Origin of the sequence: Salinispora pacifica CNR114, assembly GCF_000514775.1 — a bacterium.
Taxonomy (GTDB): Bacteria; Actinomycetota; Actinomycetes; order Mycobacteriales; family Micromonosporaceae; genus Micromonospora; species Micromonospora pacifica.
On record NZ_AZWO01000020.1, the window covers coordinates 25130 to 44207 of the forward strand.

General features: G+C 67.9%; 15 protein-coding genes, 1 tRNA gene and 1 pseudogene. 16 read left to right on the top strand and 1 reads right to left on the bottom strand.

The genetic code is table 11. The features are described from left to right. Positions 1–249 precede the first annotated feature (249 nt). The 5 genes from dnaA (at position 250) to B118_RS0114095 (ending at position 6615) form a co-directional block, all read left to right on the top strand. Entirely contained in the window at positions 250–2019 is a 1770-nt protein-coding gene (dnaA, locus tag B118_RS0114075) for a chromosomal replication initiator protein DnaA (protein WP_033773750.1), read from the top strand. A gap of 817 nt (positions 2020–2836) precedes the next feature. Continuing rightward, positions 2837–3970, top strand: coding sequence for a DNA polymerase III subunit beta (gene dnaN, locus B118_RS0114080; RefSeq protein WP_018221880.1), 1134 nt, complete (start codon positions 2837–2839; stop codon positions 3968–3970). A 38-nt stretch (positions 3971–4008) separates the two neighbouring features. After that, on the top strand, positions 4009–4881 hold the full coding sequence (gnd, locus tag B118_RS0114085) for a phosphogluconate dehydrogenase (NAD(+)-dependent, decarboxylating) (RefSeq protein ID WP_018221879.1): 873 nt from the start codon (positions 4009–4011) through the stop codon (positions 4879–4881). A gap of 14 nt (positions 4882–4895) precedes the next feature. Beyond that, on the top strand, positions 4896–6029 hold the full coding sequence (recF, locus tag B118_RS0114090) for a DNA replication/repair protein RecF (protein WP_018221878.1): 1134 nt from the start codon (positions 4896–4898) through the stop codon (positions 6027–6029). Continuing rightward, positions 6019–6615 (top strand): DciA family protein, encoded by a 597-nt coding sequence (locus tag B118_RS0114095; protein WP_018221877.1) that lies wholly within the window; start codon positions 6019–6021, stop codon positions 6613–6615. The genes recF and B118_RS0114095 overlap by 11 nt, the downstream gene beginning before the upstream one ends. Here the strand turns inward: B118_RS0114095 and B118_RS0114100 are convergent. After that, on the bottom strand, positions 6606–7187 hold the full coding sequence (locus B118_RS0114100; RefSeq protein ID WP_018221876.1) for a hypothetical protein: 582 nt from the start codon (positions 7185–7187) through the stop codon (positions 6606–6608). The two genes, B118_RS0114095 and B118_RS0114100, sit on opposite strands and share 10 nt — an antisense overlap. Positions 7188–7682: 495 nt before the next feature. On the opposite strand from B118_RS0114100, the gene gyrB reads away from it, so the two are divergent. From gyrB to B118_RS0114160, 11 genes and pseudogenes are all read left to right on the top strand, one after another. After that, entirely contained in the window at positions 7683–9629 is a 1947-nt protein-coding gene (gene gyrB / locus B118_RS0114105; RefSeq protein WP_026185556.1) for a DNA topoisomerase (ATP-hydrolyzing) subunit B, read from the top strand. Positions 9630–9760: 131 nt separating this feature from the next. Next, on the top strand, positions 9761–12280 hold the full coding sequence (gene gyrA, locus B118_RS0114110; protein ID WP_018221874.1) for a DNA gyrase subunit A: 2520 nt from the start codon (positions 9761–9763) through the stop codon (positions 12278–12280). A 4-nt stretch (positions 12281–12284) separates the two neighbouring features. Beyond that, positions 12285–13241: a DUF3566 domain-containing protein gene (locus B118_RS0114115; RefSeq protein ID WP_028185176.1), complete on the top strand. Its 957-nt coding sequence runs from the start codon at positions 12285–12287 to the stop codon at positions 13239–13241. Positions 13242–13366: 125 nt separating this feature from the next. Further along, positions 13367–13440: transfer RNA gene (locus tag B118_RS0114120), tRNA-Ile, on the top strand. 129 nt (positions 13441–13569) lie between these two features. Further along, positions 13570–14514: a tyrosine-type recombinase/integrase gene (locus B118_RS0114125; protein ID WP_080678058.1), complete on the top strand. Its 945-nt coding sequence runs from the start codon at positions 13570–13572 to the stop codon at positions 14512–14514. Between the two features lie 799 nt (positions 14515–15313). Continuing rightward, a complete protein-coding gene (locus B118_RS0114130) occupies positions 15314–16507 on the top strand; it encodes a helix-turn-helix transcriptional regulator (protein ID WP_238323920.1) in 1194 nt (397 codons plus the stop codon). A gap of 144 nt (positions 16508–16651) precedes the next feature. Continuing rightward, positions 16652–16828 carry a hypothetical protein gene (locus B118_RS32390; RefSeq protein WP_202902334.1) on the top strand — a complete coding sequence of 59 codons (177 nt, stop codon included), beginning with the start codon at positions 16652–16654 and terminating at the stop codon, positions 16826–16828. Then, positions 16828–17059: pseudogene (locus tag B118_RS28315) on the top strand (hypothetical protein). Before B118_RS32390 ends, B118_RS28315 begins: the two are co-directional and overlap by 1 nt. A gap of 348 nt (positions 17060–17407) precedes the next feature. Continuing rightward, the gene (locus tag B118_RS0114150) at positions 17408–18217 is read left to right on the top strand and encodes a class I SAM-dependent methyltransferase (RefSeq protein ID WP_028192925.1); all 810 of its coding nucleotides are present in this window, start codon (positions 17408–17410) and stop codon (positions 18215–18217) included. Continuing rightward, positions 18217–18672: a hypothetical protein gene (locus B118_RS0114155; protein ID WP_028192926.1), complete on the top strand. Its 456-nt coding sequence runs from the start codon at positions 18217–18219 to the stop codon at positions 18670–18672. Before B118_RS0114150 ends, B118_RS0114155 begins: the two co-directional genes overlap by 1 nt. Positions 18673–18749: 77 nt before the next feature. After that, a complete protein-coding gene (locus B118_RS0114160) occupies positions 18750–19034 on the top strand; it encodes a hypothetical protein (RefSeq protein WP_028192927.1) in 285 nt (94 codons plus the stop codon). Positions 19035–19078 lie beyond the last annotated feature (44 nt).

A 19078-nucleotide genomic window follows, 5' to 3' on the forward strand; every position in this document is an offset into this window, starting at 1 on the left:
GGCAAGACCGAATCGGGCGGTGGATCGTTCGGCAAGATGACCCGCTTCAGTGCCCGCTCGTACCGGGGGAGGTCTGACCCACATTCGGTGGGCGGCACAATCGGTACGCACACAGGCTGTGGATAACTTGTGGACAAGGGTCGTTCGGTCAGCCGGGACGGGGAAAGACCGCGTGAACCCGGCGGGCCCGGGACGGCCGACGGGGAGGACGGCGGCGTCCGGGAACAGAGGCGAGGGGGTGGCACGACGGTGACGGATACAACCGACCTTGCCGCGGTGTGGACGGCGACGACCGACGAACTGGCCGATGAGATCGTCTCCGCGCAGCAGCGGGCCTACCTACGGCTGACCCGGCTCCGCGCCATCGTCGAGGACACCGCGCTCGTCTCCGTCCCGGACGCCTTCACCCGAGATGTCATCGAGTCCCGGCTCCGCCCGGCGATCACCGAGGCGCTCACCCGCCGGCTGGGGCGGCCCATCCAGGTAGCTGTCACCGTGCGAGCGCCGGAAGACGGCTCCGGCCGCCCGGCCGGCACCATCTACCACAGCGCCCCAAGCCCCGAGGTCGGTACGCCGCCCGGCGGCACCACCGGTGGTGCCGCGGGAGGGAACCCGGACGACGGCGTGGACCAACAGTTCCCGCTGATTCCCGGGCAGGCCCAACCGGAGCGCCGCGCCGCGGTGCCCGCCGGTTCGTACGGCGAGCAGCCGACGTCGGTGTCCCAGGACGGCCAGGAGCCGTTGTTCGGCTCCGCTTTCGGCGGGCCGTCCCGAGGCGAGCGACTCGATGTTGACGAGCAGGCCCGCCTGGGCCCGCCGGTGTCCGAACGCCCCTTCGACGTCCGCTACCGCGCAGCGGCGGCGGAGCAGCGCGGGGGGCCGGCGCTGCCCCGGGAACTCGGTACCGACAGCGGGCCGGGGCGGGTGGACCACCTGCCCCGACCCGGTGGCCGCGAGGACCGCCGGTTACCAACACCAGCCGACGGCGGTGGCAACCGGCTCAACCCGAAGTACATGTTCGAGACGTTCGTCATCGGTTCGTCCAATCGATTCGCCCATGCGGCTTCGGTGGCGGTCGCCGAGTCGCCGGCGAAGGCGTACAACCCGCTGTTCATCTACGGCAGCTCCGGGCTGGGCAAGACGCACCTGCTGCACGCGATCGGCCACTACGCCACCACGCTCGGCAACGCCAACTCGGTCCGGTACGTCTCGACCGAGGAGTTCACCAACGATTTCATCAACTCACTGCGCGACGACAAGACCAGCGCCTTCCAGCGCCGATACCGGGATGTCGACATCCTCTTGATCGACGACATCCAGTTCCTGGAGAACCGGGAGCGAACGCAGGAGGAGTTCTTCCACACCTTCAACACGCTGCACAACGCCAACAAGCAGATCGTGATCACCTCCGACCGGTCACCGAAGCAGCTGGCGACCCTGGAGGACCGGTTGCGGACCCGGTTCGAGTGGGGTCTGCTCGCCGACATCCAGCCGCCAGACCTGGAGACCCGGATCGCGATCCTGCAGAAGAAGGCCGCCCAGGAGCGGCTGTTCGCCCCGCCGGACGTACTCGAGTTCATCGCGTCCCGGGTGTCGAACTCGATCCGAGAGCTTGAGGGCGCGCTGATCCGGGTCACCGCGTTCGCCAGCCTCACCCGGTCGTCGGTGGAGCTGTCGCTGGCCGAGGAGGTGCTGCGGGACTTCATCCCGGACGGCAGCGGACCAGAGATCACCGCCGACCAGATCATGGTGGCGACCGCCGACTATTTCGGGGTGAGTCTGGAGGACCTGCGTGGGCACTCCCGCTCGCGGGTGCTCGTCAACGCCCGCCAGGTCGCCATGTACCTGTGCCGGGAGCTGACCGACCTGTCGCTGCCCCGAATCGGACAGGCATTCGGAGGGCGCGACCACACCACGGTCATGCACGCCGACCGCAAGATTCGTCAGCAGATGGCGGAACGGCGTTCGCTCTACAACCAGATCGCCGAACTCACCAACCGGATCAAACAGAACACCTGAGGCCCCGCCGGCGCCCCCACCTGCCAGCGGATTGCCCGGAACCACCGAACCACCCGCCGAGCCACCGAACCGGCACCCACAGCGGCGCTCCTTCGGCGCTCCACCATCCCCCACCGGACCGGACGACGGGACCCGGATCTGGGCCGTGGGGCGGACCCGGGCCGCCCGTCTCGGGACCGAGAGTCCCGCTCGTTGTCCACAGCCTCCGCCGCTGTGGGTGGAGAACGTGGGGCCATCACCTCCTCGTTATCCACAGGTTGTGGAAAAACCTGGGGGTAGTGCTGTGGACGCTTGGGGATAACGGGGTGGTTGTCCACCGAAGGCGGACCGGGTGTGGACAAGCTGTTGAAGGTTCTGGGGATAACTCGGGTCGAGCTACGAGCGACGATCCACAGGCCTGGGGAAGAAGTCGGTGGATAACCGGTGGATAACCGGTGGACAACGGTGGACGGCCTGGGGGTAACTCTGGCCTGTGGATGACAGCCCGGGTTTTCCCCGGGGTTCTCCACAGGAAACCCACCGGTGGGTACCCGGGCTGACCTGGGTCAACACAGGTTTTCCACAGTTTGCACAGGTGCGACGAAGACGATGAGTTATATCTCTGAAGACAACAAAAACCAATCATCACCGTTGGACTTTCTGTGGATCGGGCCGCAGACCGCCGCAGCCGGTCAGCGGCACCTGGACATGCATGGGGCCGGGCGTACCGCCGATGCCCGCGCGCCCTAAGGTGCCAGGAGAACCGGCACGCCCCGGCGGGTCGGTAGGCAGCGGTCGGCATGAGAGAGTTGGCGCTGACGTTGACGCGGAGGCATTGATGAAGTTCCGAGTAGAGCGCGACGCGCTCGCCGAGGCCGTGGCCTGGACCGCAAAGAGCCTGCCGAACCGTCCTTCGGTACCGGTGCTCGCCGGGGTGCTGCTCCGGGTCACCGACGGCAACCTGCAGGTCTCTGGCTTCGACTACGAGGTCTCCAGTCAGGTGACCGTCGAGGTGCAGGGAGACGCCGACGGCGCCGCCCTGGTCTCCGGCCGGCTCCTCGCTGAGATCACCAAGGCACTGCCGGCGAAGCCGGTCGACATCGCGGCGGTCGGCGCCCACCTCGAACTCGTCTGCGGCAGCGCCCGGTTCACGCTGCCCACCATGCCGGTCGAGGACTATCCGACACTCCCGGAGATGCCGGTCAGCGCTGGCACCATCGACGCCGCCGCGTTCGCCGCCGCCGTCGCCCAGGTAGCCGTGGCGGCCGGCCGGGACGAGACCCTGCCGATGATGACCGGTGTCCGGCTGGAGCTCTCCGGCGGCACGTTGGCCATGCTCGCCACCGACCGCTACCGTCTCGCCCTGCGCGAGATCGAGTGGCACCCGGAAGACCCGGAGATCAGCCTCAACGCGCTGGTGCCGGCCCGCACTCTGCACGACACCGCCAAGGCCCTGGGGACGCTCGGTGGCCAGGTAACCATGGCGCTCTCCCAGGGGGCGGCGGGCGAGGGCATGATCGGTTTCGTTGGCGGCCCCCGGCGCACCACCAGCCGACTCCTCGACGGCGCCAACTACCCGCCGGTCCGTTCGCTCTTCCCCGCCACTCACAATGCGCAGGCCCAGGTGCCGGTCAGCGCGCTTGTCGAGGTCGTCAAGCGGGTCGCGCTCGTCGCCGAGCGCACCACTCCGGTGCTGCTGAGCCTCAGCGGTGACGGACTGGTGGTCGAGGCCGGTGGCACCGAGGAGGCCCGCGCCAGCGAGGCGATGGAGGCCACCTTCAGCGGTGATCCGCTGACTGTTGGCTTCAACCCCCAATACCTGATCGACGGTCTCTCGAACATGGGGACCCAGTTCGCCGTTCTGTCGTTCGTTGACGCCTTCAAGCCGGCGGTGATTTCCCCCGTCGGCGAGGATGGTGAGATCGTGCCCGGGTACCGCTACCTCATCATGCCGATCCGCGTCTCCCGCTGATCGCACCCGAGACGAACACAACGCACGGAGGTACGGACATGCAGCTCGGCCTGGTAGGGCTCGGCCGGATGGGCGGCAACATGCGGGAGCGGCTGCGTGCCGCCGGGCATGAGGTGATCGGCTACGACAACCATGCCGAGCTGAGCGACGTCGCGAGCCTGGCGGAGATGGCGCAGAAGCTGGACGCGCCCCGCGCGGTGTGGGTCATGGTCCCCGCCGCCGTCACCGACGAGACCATCAACAAGATGGCGGAGGTGCTCGACGCCGGCGACATCATCGTTGACGGTGGCAACTCGCGGTTCAGCGACGATGCCCCGCGCGCCGAGCGGCTGAACGAGCGTGGCATCGGGTACGTCGACGTCGGTGTTTCCGGTGGCGTCTGGGGCCGGCAGAACGGGTACGCCCTCATGGTCGGCGGCGCCCAGGAACATGTTGCCCGGTTGATGCCGATCTTCGAGGCGCTGAAGCCGGCCGGAGACTTCGGCTTCGTGCACGCTGGTCCGGTCGGTGCCGGGCACTACGCCAAGATGGTGCACAACGGCGTCGAGTACGGTCTCATGCACGCCTACGCCGAGGGCTACGAACTGCTGGCCAAGTCTGAGCTGGTCACCGATGTTCCCGGTGTCTTCAAGTCCTGGCGGGAGGGAACGGTCGTCCGCTCCTGGCTGCTCGACCTCCTCGACCGGGCACTCGACGAGGACCCGGAGCTGGCCGAGTTGAGCCCCTACACCGAGGACACCGGCGAGGGGCGGTGGACCGTGGACGAGGCGGTCCGGCTCGCCGTTCCGATGAACGTCATCGCCGCCGCGCTCTTCGCCCGTTTCACCTCCCGGGAGGATGACTCGCCCGCGATGAAGGCGGTCGCCGCGCTGCGCCAGCAGTTCGGCGGGCACGCCGTTCGCAAGCGCTGACGGCTCCACCACCCGTGTACGTTCGCCGGCTGGAACTCGTTGACTTCCGCTCGTACGAGCGGGTCGGCGTGGATCTTGAGCCGGGGGCGAACATCCTGGTCGGTCCGAACGGGGTGGGCAAGACCAACCTGATCGAGGCGCTTGGCTATGTGGCGACCCTGGACTCCCACCGGGTCGCCACGGACGCACCGTTGGTCCGGATGGGTGCCGCCGCGGGGATCATCCGCTGCGCCGTGGTGCACGAGGGGCGGGAGCTGCTGGTCGAGCTGGAGATCGTTCCGGGGCGGGCGAACCGGGCCCGGCTCGGTCGGTCCCCGGCCCGGCGGTCCCGGGACGTGCTCGGTGCCCTGCGGCTGGTGCTCTTCGCCCCGGAGGACCTGGAGCTGATCCGGGGCGACCCGGCGCAGCGGCGCCGCTACCTCGACGATCTGCTGGTGCTCCGGCAGCCCCGGTTCGCCGGGGTGCGGGCCGACTACGAACGGGTGCTCCGGCAGCGGAACGCTCTGCTGCGCACCGCGTACCTGGCGCGTAAGACCGGCGGTACCCGCGGCGGTGACCTCTCCACCCTCGCCGTCTGGGACGACCACCTCGCGCGGCACGGTGCCGAGCTGCTCGCCGGTCGGCTCGACCTCGTCGCCGCACTCACCCCTCACGTCACCCGGGCGTACGACGCGGTGGCCGCCGGTAGGGGCGCGGCCGGCATCACATACCGATCGTCGGTCGAATCGGTCAGCCCCGCCGCTGACCGGGCGGCGCTGACCGCGGCGCTGAGCGACGCGCTCGCCGCCGGCCGGTCAGCCGAGATCGAGCGAGGGACCACCCTGGTCGGCCCGCACCGGGACGAGCTCACCCTCACGCTGGGGCCACTACCCGCGAAGGGGTACGCCAGCCACGGCGAGTCCTGGTCGTTGGCGCTGGCGCTCCGGCTGGCCGGGTACGACCTACTGCGCGCTGACGGGATCGAGCCGGTGCTGGTGCTGGACGACGTCTTCGCCGAGTTGGACACCGGCCGACGGGACCGCCTCGCCGAGCTGGTCGGTGCGGCGAGCCAACTCCTGGTGACCTGTGCGGTGGCAGAAGATCTCCCCGCGCGTCTGCACGGGGCGCGGTTCGTTGTCCGCGAGGGGGAGGTGCAGCGTGTCGGATGAGGCGGAACCCACCGCCGCCCCCCGTGCGGCGGGGGATACCGGAGCGGACGGGGCGGCCCCGGCAGCGGAGGCCGGCGCGGAGGCGCCGGCCGGGCCGCAGCTCGCGCGGGCGGTGCTGGATGCGGCGAAGGCACGGCGTCAGGCGGCGCAGCCGCAACGGCGCGGCCGCAACAGCGGGGTGAGCGGTGGGGGGCGACGGCCGCGGGGCTACTCCGGCCCGGGGCCGGACCCGCGCGACCCGCAGCCACTCGGCGCGGTGCTGGACCGGCTGGTGAAGGCCCGGGGCTGGCAGCAACCGGCGGCCGAGGCCACGGTTTTCGGCGCCTGGGAACGGGTGGTCGGCCCGGACGTGGCCCAGCACAGCCGGCCGGTGAAGCTGGAAGGGGGTGAGCTGACCGTGGAGGCGCGCTCGACCGCCTGGGCCACCCAGCTCCGGCTGCTCGCCGGCTCGCTACTGCAGCAGATCGCCAGCGAGGTGGGCCACAACGTCGTACGCCGGCTGCACATCCACGGTCCGGCCGCGCCGTCCTGGTCGCGTGGCCCTCGTCGGGTGCGGGGCCGCGGCCCCCGGGACACCTACGGCTGAACGACCCGGCGGGGTGCCACCGACTCCGCGTAGACCGCGAAGCCCCGCTCGGCGCAGCGACGGTAGAACGCGGCGAGAACGCTCAGCTCCGCGCAGGTGAAGGTCCACTGCGGCGGCGCTCCGCTGTCGTCGCGGAGCCGGTCCAGCCGGCTGTCCAGCCAACGCAGCTGCTGCTCGGCCAGGCGTCCGTCGCCGAGTAGCGCGCGGAGTACCGCGCTGACGGTCTCGAAGGTGACTGCCTCGCCGACTGCTCGGTGCCGCGCCACGAACCGCTCGACTCCGTCGGCGATCCACCCGCAGCCGTCCGGGTCGATCACCGGGTCCTCGTCCTCCTCCGAGTTCTCTGTGGCGTACAGCACATTATCCAAGCCGAGGATCAGATCGACCAGCTCGGTGTACGCGGTTGCCCGGACCGTGCCGGTCTTGGCGATCAGCTCGGCGAGCGCGGCGGTCGGTGCGGAGATCTTCGGCATATCGACGATCTCCCCGAAGTCCACGAACTCCGCCGGCGCGACCGGTTCGTAGAAGCGGCCGGTCCGCGGCCAGTTCACCACGACGTTGTCCAGCCCCATCTGGTGTCACCTCTCAAGCCCAAACTCCGTACGAACGCGTCGATCGTCCGGTTCCAGCCGGCAAAGATCAAGCCGGAGTTCGTCGCGAGATGGACACACATTGGGCGGGAGCGGCGCCGGCCGGTGCGAGCCTACGGTCGGCTCGGTGTACGTAGGGGGAGTCGTGGAGTGAGCAGTCGGCCGGCTATGAAGGTCTCAGCCGCCGCGCAAGGGGTGCCGAGTGGTGGATCTGTCGCCGACGCACAGTAGGATTGGGCCTGAGACGAAGACCCGGTGCGGAGCGATGAAACCCGGGGCCAACATGGGCCCGAGATCATCGTTCCACATCAGGTCGAGCCGATCGCGATCCGCGGGCACCCGCGGCGGCCGGCGCGTTCGACCCCCGGCCCGGACCACTCTCCGGTGCCGGTCCGCGCGCCCGACGTCGCGTTCTGTCCGCCGAACCCCGTGACCGGTCGCGCCAGTGGTGTGGCCGACGCGAGAAAGTGGCCGAGGGTGGCAGCGCAGGACAAGCAGGAGTACGGCGCAGAGTCGATCACCGTCCTCGAAGGGTTGGAGGCGGTCCGTAAACGCCCCGGTATGTACATCGGGTCCACCGGCGAACGCGGTCTGCACCACCTGGTGTGGGAGGTCGTGGACAACGCGGTGGACGAGGCGCTGGCCGGGCACTGCGACACCATCGACGTGGTGCTGCTCGCCGATGGTGGGGTTCGGGTCACCGACAACGGCCGTGGCTTCCCGGTCGACCCGCATCCGAAGCTCAAGAAGCCGGGTGTGGAGGTGGCGCTGACCGTGCTGCACGCCGGCGGCAAGTTCGACGGCAAGGCGTACGCCGTCTCCGGTGGCCTGCACGGCGTCGGTGTGTCGGTCGTGAACGCCCTCTCCACCCGGATGGCTGTCGAGATCCAGAAGGACGGCTACTTCTGGCGGCAGTCGTACACGGACTCGAAGCCGACGCCGCTGGAGAAGGGGGAGCCGACCGACGCCACCGGCTCGGCGGTCTCCTTCTGGCCCGATCCGACGGTCTTCGAGACCGTTAGTTTCGACTTCCAGACCATCTACCGTCGGCTCCAGGAGATGGCCTTCCTCAACCGGGGTCTGACCATCCACTTCCTCGACGAGCGCGTCGACGAGGGCGATGACAGCAAGATGCGCGAGGTCACCTTCTGCTACCAGGGTGGCATCGCCGACTTCGTCCGGCACCTGAACGCCTCGAAGACCTCGATCCACAAGTCGGTGGTCGAGTTCGGCACCGAGGAAGACGGGATGTCGGTCGAGATCGCCATGCAGTGGAACGAGTCGTATGGCGAGTCGGTCTACACCTTCGCCAACAACATCAACACGCATGAGGGCGGCACCCACGAGGAAGGCTTCCGGTCGGCGCTGACCAGCGTCATCAACCGGTACGGTGCGGAGAAGCGGCTCCTCAAGAGTGACGAGAAGCTCTCCGGGGAGGACATCCGGGAGGGGCTGGCGGCGATCATCTCGGTGAAGCTGACCAACCCGCAGTTCGAGGGGCAGACCAAGACCAAGCTGGGCAACACCCCGGTCAAGAGCTTCGTGCAGCGGGTCTGCAACGAGTGGCTGGTTGACTGGCTGGACCGAAACCCGGCCGAGGCGAAGGTCATCATCACCAAGGCCTCCCAGGCCGCGCGCGCCCGGGTCGCCGCCCAGCAGGCCCGCAAGCTGGCCCGGCGTAAGTCGTTGCTGGAGTCCGGCTCGATGCCGGGCAAACTGGCCGACTGCCAGTCAACTGATCCCCGTGAGTGTGAGGTCTTCATCGTTGAGGGCGACTCGGCAGGCGGCTCCGCCAAGCAGGGGCGCGACCCGCGGACGCAGGCGATCCTGCCGATCCGCGGCAAGATCCTCAATGTGGAGAAGGCGCGGATCGATCGGGTTCTGAAGAACAACGAGGTCCAGGCGCTGATCACCGCGCTCGGCACGGGTATCCACGACGACTTCGACATCGAGAAGCTGCGGTACCACAAGATCGTGTTGATGGCTGACGCGGACGTCGATGGTCAGCACATTCAGACGCTGCTGCTGACGCTGCTCTTCCGCTTCATGCGGCCGCTGGTCGAGCTGGGGCACGTCTACCTGGCCGCCCCGCCGCTCTACAAGATCAAGTGGAACCGGAAGGGCGACGACGCGCAGTACGCGTATTCGGACCGAGAGCGGGACGGTCTGATCACCCTGCGGCAGCAGAAGAAGCCCAACGCCAAGCCGGACGACATCCAGCGGTTCAAGGGGCTCGGCGAGATGAACTATCCCGAGCTGTGGGAGACCACGATGAACCCGGCCACACGCACCCTGCGGCAGGTGACGCTCGATGACGCGGCGACCGCGGACGAGCTGTTTAGCGTGCTGATGGGCGAGGATGTCGAAGCTCGTCGCTCGTTTATCCAGCGTAACGCCAAGGACGTACGGTTCCTGGACATCTGAGACCTGCTCGGGTCTGGTCCGGCGAACGCGGCGCGACTCGGTGAATCCACAGAGTTATCCACAGCCAGGCCGGTTTCCACAGCGGTTATCCACAGCACAAAAGCGACTCTGAGTCTGATAAGGGTTAACAAGTGACCGATACCCCCGAGTCCACACCGAACGAGTCCGACACCTCCGAGACCGCCGGCGCCGTCGTGGCGCACGACCGGATCGAGCCGGTCGGTCTCGAGGTGGAGATGCAGCGCTCCTACCTCGACTACGCCATGAGCGTGATCGTCGGGCGGGCACTGCCGGACGTCCGGGACGGGCTGAAGCCGGTCCACCGCAAGATCCTCTACGCGATGTTCGACTCGGGGTACCGGCCCGACCGGGGGTACGTGAAGTGCTCCCGGGTGGTCGGCGACGTGATGGGCCAGTTCCACCCGCACGGTGACTCGGCGATCTACGACGCCTTGGTCCGGATGGCCCAACCCTGGGCGCTGCGCTACCCGCTGGTGGACGGCAACGGCAACTTCGGGTCCCCGGGCAACGATCCGGCAGCGGCGATGCGGTACACCGAGTGCAAGCTCCAACCGCTGGCGATGGAGATGCTGCGGGACATCGACGAGGACACCGTCGACCTGCAGGACAACTACGACGGCCGGGCCAAGGAGCCCACGATCCTGCCGTCCCGAATCCCCAACCTGCTGGTCAACGGCTCCGAAGGTATCGCGGTCGGGATGGCCACCAAGATCCCACCGCACAACCTGCGGGAGATCGGTGCGGCGGTGCAGTGGTGCCTGGAGCACCCGGAGGCCGACGAGGCGAGCACCCTGGAAGCCCTCCTGGGGATCGTCAGAGGGCCGGACTTCCCGACCCACGGCCTGATCGTCGGCCAGGCGGGAATCCAGGACGCGTACCGCACCGGTCGTGGTTCGATCCGGATGCGCGCCGTGGTCGAGGTCGAGGAGGACAAGCGGGGCCGCCCGGCACTGGTGGTCAGCGAGCTGCCGTACCAGGTGAACCCGGACAACCTGGCCGAGCGGATCGCCGAGCTGATCAAGGAGGGGAAGCTCGGCGGAATCGCCGACATCCGGGACGAGTCCTCCGGCCGCACCGGCCTGCGCCTGGTGCTGGTACTCAAGCGCGACGCGGTCGCCAAGGTGGTGCTGAACAACCTCTACAAGCACACCCAGCTGCAGGAGACCTTCGGCGCGAACATGCTGGCGCTGGTGGACGGTGTGCCGCGCACGCTGAACCTGGCCCAGTTCATCCGCTACTACGTCGATCACCAGATCGAGGTGATCCGCCGGCGGACGGCGTACCGGCTGCGTAAGGCCGAGGAGCGGGCGCACATCCTGCGGGGTCTGTCGAAGGCGCTGGACGCCCTCGACGAGGTGATCGCGCTGATCCGGCGCTCGCCGACGGTGGACGATGCGCGGCAGGGCCTGATCCGGTTGCTGGACATCGACGAGATCCAGGCGACCGCGATCCTGGACATGCAGCTGCGCCGGCTGGCCGCGCTGGAGCGGCAGCGAATCCTCGACGACCTGGCGAAGCTGGAGCTGGAGATCGCCGACTTCAAGGACATCCTGGCGAAGCCGGAGCGGCAGCGGCGGATCGTCTCGGAGGAGTTGGGCGAGATCGTCGCGAAGTGGGGCGACGACCGGCGTACCCAGATCATTCCGTTCGACGGCGAGGTCTCGATGGAGGACCTGATCGCCCGCGAGGACGTCGTGGTCACCATCACCCGAACCGGGTACGCGAAGCGCACCAAGGTGGACGCGTACCGGTCGCAGCGGCGGGGCGGCAAGGGGGTCAGTGGCGCCTCCCTGCGGCAGGATGACATCGTCAGCCACTTCTTCGTGTGCTCGACGCACGACTGGATTTTGTTCTTCACCAACAAGGGCCGGGTGTACCGGGCCAAGGCGTACGAGCTCCCCGAAGCCAGTAGGGTGGCCAAAGGCCAGCACGTGGCCAATCTGCTCGCCTTCCAACCAGACGAGCAGATCGCACAGATCATCGAGATTTCCGACTACCAGGTCGCCCCCTACCTGGTTCTGGCCACGAAGAACGGAGTGGTAAAGAAGACCAGACTTGAGGAGTTCGACTCCAACCGGTCCGGCGGCATCATCGCGGTCAACCTGCGCGAGGACGACGAACTGGTCGGTGCCGCCCTGGTGGCGCCGGAGCAGGATCTCCTGCTGGTGTCGAAGAACGCCCTGGCGATCCGGTTCAACGCCTCCGACGAGGCGCTGCGGCCAATGGGGCGGGCTACCTCGGGCGTGATCGGGATGCGGTTCAGCGAGGACGACGAGTTGCTCGCGATGGAGGTCGTCCGGCACGGCTTGGACGTCCTGGTGGCCACCAATGGTGGATACGCGAAACGTACTCCGATCGAGGAATACCCGGTCCAGGGCCGGGGAGGTAAAGGCGTGCTGACTGCGAAGATCACCGAGCGGCGCGGTGGTCTGGTCGGTGCTGTGGTGATCGACCCGGACGACGAGCTCTTCGCTATCACCAGTAACGGTGGTGTCATTCGGACTCCGGTGAAGCCTGTACGCCGTACGCGCGACCGGAACACAATGGGGGTCAAGCTGATGGACCTTCCGGATGGCGTAACCATCGTGGCGATTGCTCGCAATGCCGACGAGCCTGACGAACAGGACTAGTTGCATGACGGAGACACAGGCGAAGTCGGGGAACGCGGGGAACTCGGCTGACCCGGTCGACGAGGACAGCGCCACGAGCGGTGCCTCAGCCGCCAGCCGTGCGGCAGTGGGCCGGGCCACCGTCCCCGCCGACGTGCCGGCCCCCAAGTTCACCAGAGCTCCGGGGATGGCCCCGCCGCCGGACAACCCGGCCAAGGAGTCGGAACCCACCGAGGAACCGGTTACGGCCACGAAGGCTGAACCGCCGCGTACCGATGGTGCCGCCGCTGAGAAGAAGACGGCCGGGACCGCCCAGGTACCGACCTCCGGTGGCGCTGGGAAGACCAGCGCGGCTACCGGGAGCGCGGCTGCGGGGAGTGCGGCTACCGGGAGTGCGGCTGCCCTGGGCGGCGTGAACAGCGTCCCCCGACTTGGTGACACCGGAAGTCACCCGCGGGTCACCGGGGCCGCCCGACCACAGCCGAACTCCATTGGCCGACCCCAGGGCGGCGGCCTCCCGCCGGGAATCGGCGGGGTGGCGGCCGTCGGCGCCGCGCGCGTCGGCGAGGCGGTGCGCGCCGCGCGTACCGCGGTCAGCTCGGCCGCGTCTCGCGGGCCGCGCCGGGCCCGGCTGAACCTGCGGCGGATCGACCCATGGTCGGTGATGAAGTTCGCCTTCGCCGTTTCGGTGGTGCTCTTCATCGTCGTCGTGGTCGCGACCTCGGTGCTGTATCTGGCGCTGGACGCGATGGGCGTGTTCGCCAGCGTCAACGACAGCCTGAGTGATCTGGTCAACGCGGGCGGCGGGCAGAGCGCCAACGGTTTCCAGATCACCGCCCGTGGCGTGATTCTGAGTTCTGCCTTGATCGGCTTGGTCAACGTCGTGCTGTTCACGGCACTGGCAACGCTGGGTGCCTTCGTCTACAACGTCTGCGCCGACCTGGTGGGCGGTGTCGAGCTGACGCTCGCCGAGCGCGACTGAGTACGTCACGGGGACCCGGGCCGCCCGGCCCGGGTCCCCGATCCGCCGGTGCCGGGAGCACGCCCGGAGCCACCCCCGATTTTGGGGCGGCCGGGCCGATGGGTTAACCTTGCTCGTCGCAACACGGGGCTATAGCTCAGTCGGTTAGAGCGCAGAGCTGATAACTCTGAGGTCGCTGGTTCGATTCCAGCTAGCCCCACCCATACCGCTTCACCTGCACAAACGCCGGTACTCCACTCACGCGGAGGACCGAACGATGCTCAGAGACGACAGAGGTACGCGGCTTCCGGCCGATTCGCCTGCCCGAAACTGCGGGCAAGGTGGGGGTATGCCACGCCACCCACGTCCACGTGTGCCCGACTGGGCACTTCCGTGGATCGAAAGCTTCACACTTCACCTGGAATCCGCAGGCAGGTCCCCCCTGACCGTTGAGCGATACACCGATGCGATCGGCTGGCTCGCCGGCTGGCTCGCGACCGACTCGCCGACGCTGCACGACTGGCACGAGACCGACCACAAGCACATCCGACGCTTTCTCCTGCACCTGCAAGACGCTGGATACTCCCGCAAGTACGTGCACAACATCGGCGGCGCGCTCCAGCAGTACTGGCGCTGGTTCGCAGCAGAGGAGGACGCCCCCAACCCGATGTCCAAGGTGGCAGTGCCCGCAGCGCCGAAGCTCGGCGAGACGCCTCCGCCGGTCATCGCTCAGGAGCAGCTATCACTGCTACTCAAGGATGCCGAGTCGGGCCGAGACTTTGAGTCTCGCCGTGATGCGGCGTTGATCCGGCTCTTCGCCGGTACCGGTGGCCGACTCGCCGAGATCGCAAGTTTGACGCTCGATGACCTCGCAGTCTCTAAGCGTGAGGCAACCGTTACTGGCAAGGGCGGCAAGACTCGCACTGTGCGCTACGACCATCGCTGTGCTGTAGCTATCGATAGATACCTCCGCGTCCGTGCCCGCCACAAGGCGGTCGTCGAGTGCGGAGCGACAGCCCTTTGGGTAGGCGTCCGGCGTCGAGGTGCCATGACCCCATCCGGCATCCGACAGGCGATAGAGCGGCGCGGCGCGCGGCTCGGCATCAGGCTCTGGCCCCATCTGTTTCGCCACACATTCGCCCATCGCTGGCTGGACGCTGGTGGTGCGGAGGGTGATCTGGAGGAGCTAGCGGGCTGGGAGTCGCCGCAGATGCTGCGTCACTACGGCCGGTCTGCCCGGTCCGCCAGAGCACGGCGAGCGTATGACCGGGTCGACGTAATGGGCGGAGTCTAGGAACGCGGTGGGGCCACCCAGGGTGGCCCCACGCAGCGGATCACCGAACGACCTTGAGTCGTCGTCGACGCCCGCGGCCCTCGTATACCGGCGCTGTCAGGCCATCGGCGTACCCGTTTACATACCCGGCGTCGTAGACCTGTCGGCGAATGTACCGAGCAGCTAGCAAGCTGGTAAAGCTGACCGCCGTTAGGGCAACCGCAGTGATGACCTGTCGGAACTGGGGTGTCGTGGCCTGGCGCATGGTGTGGTAGATGACCTCCGCTGAGTGTCGGACAGGGAACGTGAGTCGAACATATGTTCTATCCGGATGGCCAGGGCTCTCGTGGCGTGTCGTGGATGGGTCTGGGGCGGGGGTGCTGGTGCGTGACGGGCCCCGCCAGATCTTTACGGTCAGTCACTACTTGATCACCGATCCGGACCTAGTTTAATACCAGTTCCACAATCGACAAGCAACATCTGTGAGCGAGTTTCGCATCTTTCGTGGGTTATTCAATGTCGGGTAAGAGCAAATGAGGCACGATTCTTCCGTCGTTTGAGGCAAGGTTTGGGTGTAGCCCGACGCGCCCGAGGTGACCACACGGCCGGGTGACGGCGTGACGTGCGGACGGGGAGTACCGTCGATGGCGGCGCGGCAGGGAAGCCCTCAGAACGGAGGCAGAAAGTAGGGGCCGGATGTGCGGTCCGACCCCTTGCGCGCCACGTCACGGTAACAGGGGTCGTTGAAGCGACGTACTGTGCCATTCAGGACGCCGGTTCGTGCGGGGCTGGCGTGACAACCCTCGTGCGGGAGGGCACCATGAGCGACTACATCGGATTGCGCGTCGCCAGGTGGCGCGACATCAGCGGACTAACTCAACAGGACTTGGCAAACGCAGTCGGCGTAACATCGGCCTATATCAGCATGCTGGAGAACGGCCGCCGGCCTGTTGCGAAACGCTCGCTACTGATCGCACTAGCCAGCGCGCTACAGGTCAGCGTCACCGATCTAACCGGTCAACCTACGGCGCCACGCAGTTCTGACGATGTTGCTATCTATGCTGCCGTGCCAGCTCTACGTGGCGCACTTGATGACGAGCCCACGGCCGATGGGCTGCCGTCCCTGGCCGACGTTGCCTCCCGCACGGACGCAGCCATGTCCGCGCGGATGGCCTGCGACTATCAGAATCTGGCACGGCTACTGCCCACGCTGGTCGCTGACACCCGCCAACTCGCCAACTCCGGAGACGAACACGCGTTGGCGCTGTTCGTACGGACCGCGGTCACCGCAGCATTGGCGATCAAGCCGTTTGGGTACGTCGATTTGAGCGCGCGGTACGCAGAGCGCGCCGAGGTTGCCGCCGGTCGCCTCGGTAGGCAAATCGAGTCCGCGGCGGCGGCGTTCGCGCTCGCACAGACCGCGCTGGCATCCGGCACTATCGGTGGGCGCCGCCGGTCGCTGATGACCGCGGTCGCCGCTGCCGAGCGCCTCGGTGACGACGGTGACGACGCCGCCCTCACGTGGTACGGCATGCTGCACCTGCACGCCGCCCTGTCGGCGGCCTCACTCGACATCGGCGACTCCGACAGTCATCTCGCCGAGGCGGGTGCCACAGCCCGTCGCGTGGGATCGGATCCGTGGCGGATGGAGTTCACCTCCACAAACGTCGACATCTGGCGTATCGGGGTGGCGGTTGAGAACGGCGAGCCCGAGCGGGCTCCCGAGTACGCCCGCCAGGTCGACCGGTCCCGTATCCGCACCGTGAGCCGCCGCGCCCGGATGCACATCGACACGGGGCGTGGCTGGTACGCCGCCGGCGACCAGGACCGCGCCATCCTGTCGTGGCTGGAGGCTGACGAGGCGTCACCGGCCAAACTTCGGTCCCGGCCGAGCGTGCGCGAACTGGTCGGACAGATGATCCGTGACTCTCGTCGACGAGGCTCCGATGAGCTGCGGGATCTGGCGACACGGGTTGGTGTCGACCCGCTCGATCCCGACCACGACCAGACTTAACTAGCAGTTACTCTCCCGATACCGCCGTCGGTCGATAGTCCGTGTGACGGCGGTTTCCGGTCTGCCCTCCCCGTGACTGGGTAGGGGCGGTCGCAGCCAGAGAGTCGGCCGTCTCGCCACCATCGAGGGTGAGGGAGTACGCGCATGATTCGGCTGTTCCGCAAACGCCACCGGCCCGCACGGCTGGACGCGACCGGTCCCGCCACGGTGTATTCGGCGCGGGCCGGCGCCTACCGCCCGCTGTGGGACCAGCCGACGGTGATCCTCGATAGCCGGCCGTTGATGACCCGGTTGGCCCGGCAGCGGGCCTGCTCCCGGTGATGGCCACCCACGCCCGGCCGCGCTCCGGCAGCCTGTCGACGGTCCAGCTACGCAACCGGATGATCCTGTCCGCCCGGCGGATCATCACCGAGCACTGGCCGCGGGTGGACCGGTGCCCGATCTGCCGGTCCGCCTGGCCGTGTCCGCCCACCGAGACCGCATACGACTACCTCGCCACGGCCGGGCAGGGCAACTGGGCTCCACCCGCAGCGTGCGCGGGGCCGGCGGTGAAATCGACCGCCGGCCGATGGGAATCGGCCGTCGATGCCAGCGCCTGAACCCCCCGAACCGCCGACGGGTAGGGAGAAACTGATCACAGCGCTGGTATTGGTGATCGTTGTTGTCGCTGTGGTGATCGGGCAGTTTAGGTGATCGCCAGTTTCGCAACCGCCGGGGGACACAATCCGCCTCAATCGACGTGCCTCCCCGCAACTCGCTCGCCCGACCACGGTCCGGGTGATCCGGGTCCTCGATCGGCCTACCAATCCCGGGTGGGCGTGGGTGGAGGGCTACGAGTGGGACGGACCGGACTGTAAAGCGGTCCGGAAACAGCAACTTTCATCAAACTTGGAGGACGCGATGGGTGAAGGTCAGAACCTGATCGATCACTACGTACACGGCTATGACGAGGCCGGCCGCCTAGGGGCAACCATCCGGGGTCGACTGGAGGCAGCCCGGGTGCGCGAGCTGCTAGACCGCTACCTGCCGTCGGCACCCTGTCGGGTCGCCGACATTGGGGGCGGACCGGGCGCGCACGCAGCGTGGATGCGAGAGCGGGGTCACGCGGTCGAGTTGCTTGACCCTGTAGCCCATCACGTCGACCAGGCGCGCGGGGCGGGTGTGTCGGCGGTGGTTGGGGATGCCCGCAGCCTGCCCTGGGATGAAGACTCGTTCGACGTCGCACTTCTGGCTGGGCCCTTGTACCACCTGACCGACTCGCAGGATCGGCGGGTGGCGGTGGCCGAGGCGGTGCGGGTGACCCGCCCAGGCGGCGTGGTGGCGGTGGTGGCATTGGGCCGGCACGCCAACCTTTTCGGCGCGGCCATCGCCGGGCAACTGGTCCAACGTCGGGCTATCGTGGAGGACATCCAGCTTCAGGGATGGAGCTCCAGGAACGACCGTTGGCCAGCAACAACGTACTACCACACCATCGACGAGTTGCGCGATGAGCTGACCGGAGCAGGGTTGCAGGTGGTCAACGTGCACGGAGTCGGCGGGCCGGGTGGGTGGCTTGCGGTCGCAGCCGACCGGTACAACCTGGATGATATGGGAGGCGGCATGCTTAACGCCGCGCTACTGGGTGCCCGGATGGGCGACCACTGCCCCGAGCTGATCCACGCCAGCGCTAATTTGCTGGCGGTCAGCCGGGTTCCGCAGGCAGGCGCATGATGACGGCCAGGGTGGCTCGTGCTATTGCCGAGTACACCGCTCACGGCTGGCCGGCACAACCGCGCCCGTGGGGGGTTGCGTTGCAGGCGCTACGGTTCGATGTGTTGGAGATCGCCTCGCCGATCGGGGCGATAATCCACCACCGGCTGCTCACCCGCGTACCTACCGCCACCGTCCGCCCGCCGTGGTGGTCAATGCTGCTGGGCCCTGGGGACCGAATGCGGTGGATGTTCTTGTTCGCCCCGGGCTTTCTGGACCCTGACCAGGTCGCCCGGGACGGTGGTCGGCTGCATCGTGGACCGGATGCATGGGTGCCAGCACCGCCAGGGCACGCCCCTGATGGGCTGACGGTCGGCTGGGTGGTGCCGCCTGCTCAGGCACGCTGGCGACCATACGAGCCGGACGGCGTCTTCGACAGTCTCGGCTGGCTGCTGCGCTCCCGAGTCAGGCCATGACACTCTCTATTGCCCCGAGTCCCGAGGCCAGTGCCGCGGCCCGTTGGTGGGCCAACAAACTTACCAACGGTAAAGCTATGCTGCGGCGCCGCTTCACCCCCGCCCAGGCCGACCGGTTCGCCGCCGCTCTGGCCGAGCTGATCGATCAGCGCCTCGGTAGGGAGGTGCCGCAGCAGGGCTTCGCAGTCACGATTGACTGCGATTACAGGCTGCACCCGTTGCTCGCCGAAGCGGCGTGGCGGTCCGGGTTGTTGGTGAGCATGTATGACTTGCCGATGCGAACACACATGTGGATCATCCCTGGTCGAGTGACGGTATCCGAGGGGTACAGGGCCCCCGAGGAGGTCGTATGGGCGGCGTGACCAGCTTGACCCCTCCGGCGGCTGCCGTGAGCACTGCTGCGCCC

Coding starts and splice junctions, on each gene's coding strand:
- B118_RS0114160 (WP_028192927.1), top strand. CDS start 18,750: ATGCTGCGGCGCCGCTTCACCCCCGCCCAGGCCGACCGGTTCGCCGCC.
- B118_RS32390 (WP_202902334.1), top strand. CDS start 16,652: ATGATTCGGCTGTTCCGCAAACGCCACCGGCCCGCACGGCTGGACGCG.
- B118_RS0114130 (WP_238323920.1), top strand. CDS start 15,314: ATGAGCGACTACATCGGATTGCGCGTCGCCAGGTGGCGCGACATCAGC.
- B118_RS0114115 (WP_028185176.1), top strand. CDS start 12,285: ATGACGGAGACACAGGCGAAGTCGGGGAACGCGGGGAACTCGGCTGAC.
- dnaN (WP_018221880.1), top strand. CDS start 2,837: ATGAAGTTCCGAGTAGAGCGCGACGCGCTCGCCGAGGCCGTGGCCTGG.
- gnd (WP_018221879.1), top strand. CDS start 4,009: ATGCAGCTCGGCCTGGTAGGGCTCGGCCGGATGGGCGGCAACATGCGG.
- B118_RS0114155 (WP_028192926.1), top strand. CDS start 18,217: ATGACGGCCAGGGTGGCTCGTGCTATTGCCGAGTACACCGCTCACGGC.
- B118_RS0114100 (WP_018221876.1), bottom strand. CDS start 7,187: ATGGGGCTGGACAACGTCGTGGTGAACTGGCCGCGGACCGGCCGCTTC.
- B118_RS0114125 (WP_080678058.1), top strand. CDS start 13,570: ATGCCACGCCACCCACGTCCACGTGTGCCCGACTGGGCACTTCCGTGG.
- B118_RS0114150 (WP_028192925.1), top strand. CDS start 17,408: ATGGGTGAAGGTCAGAACCTGATCGATCACTACGTACACGGCTATGAC.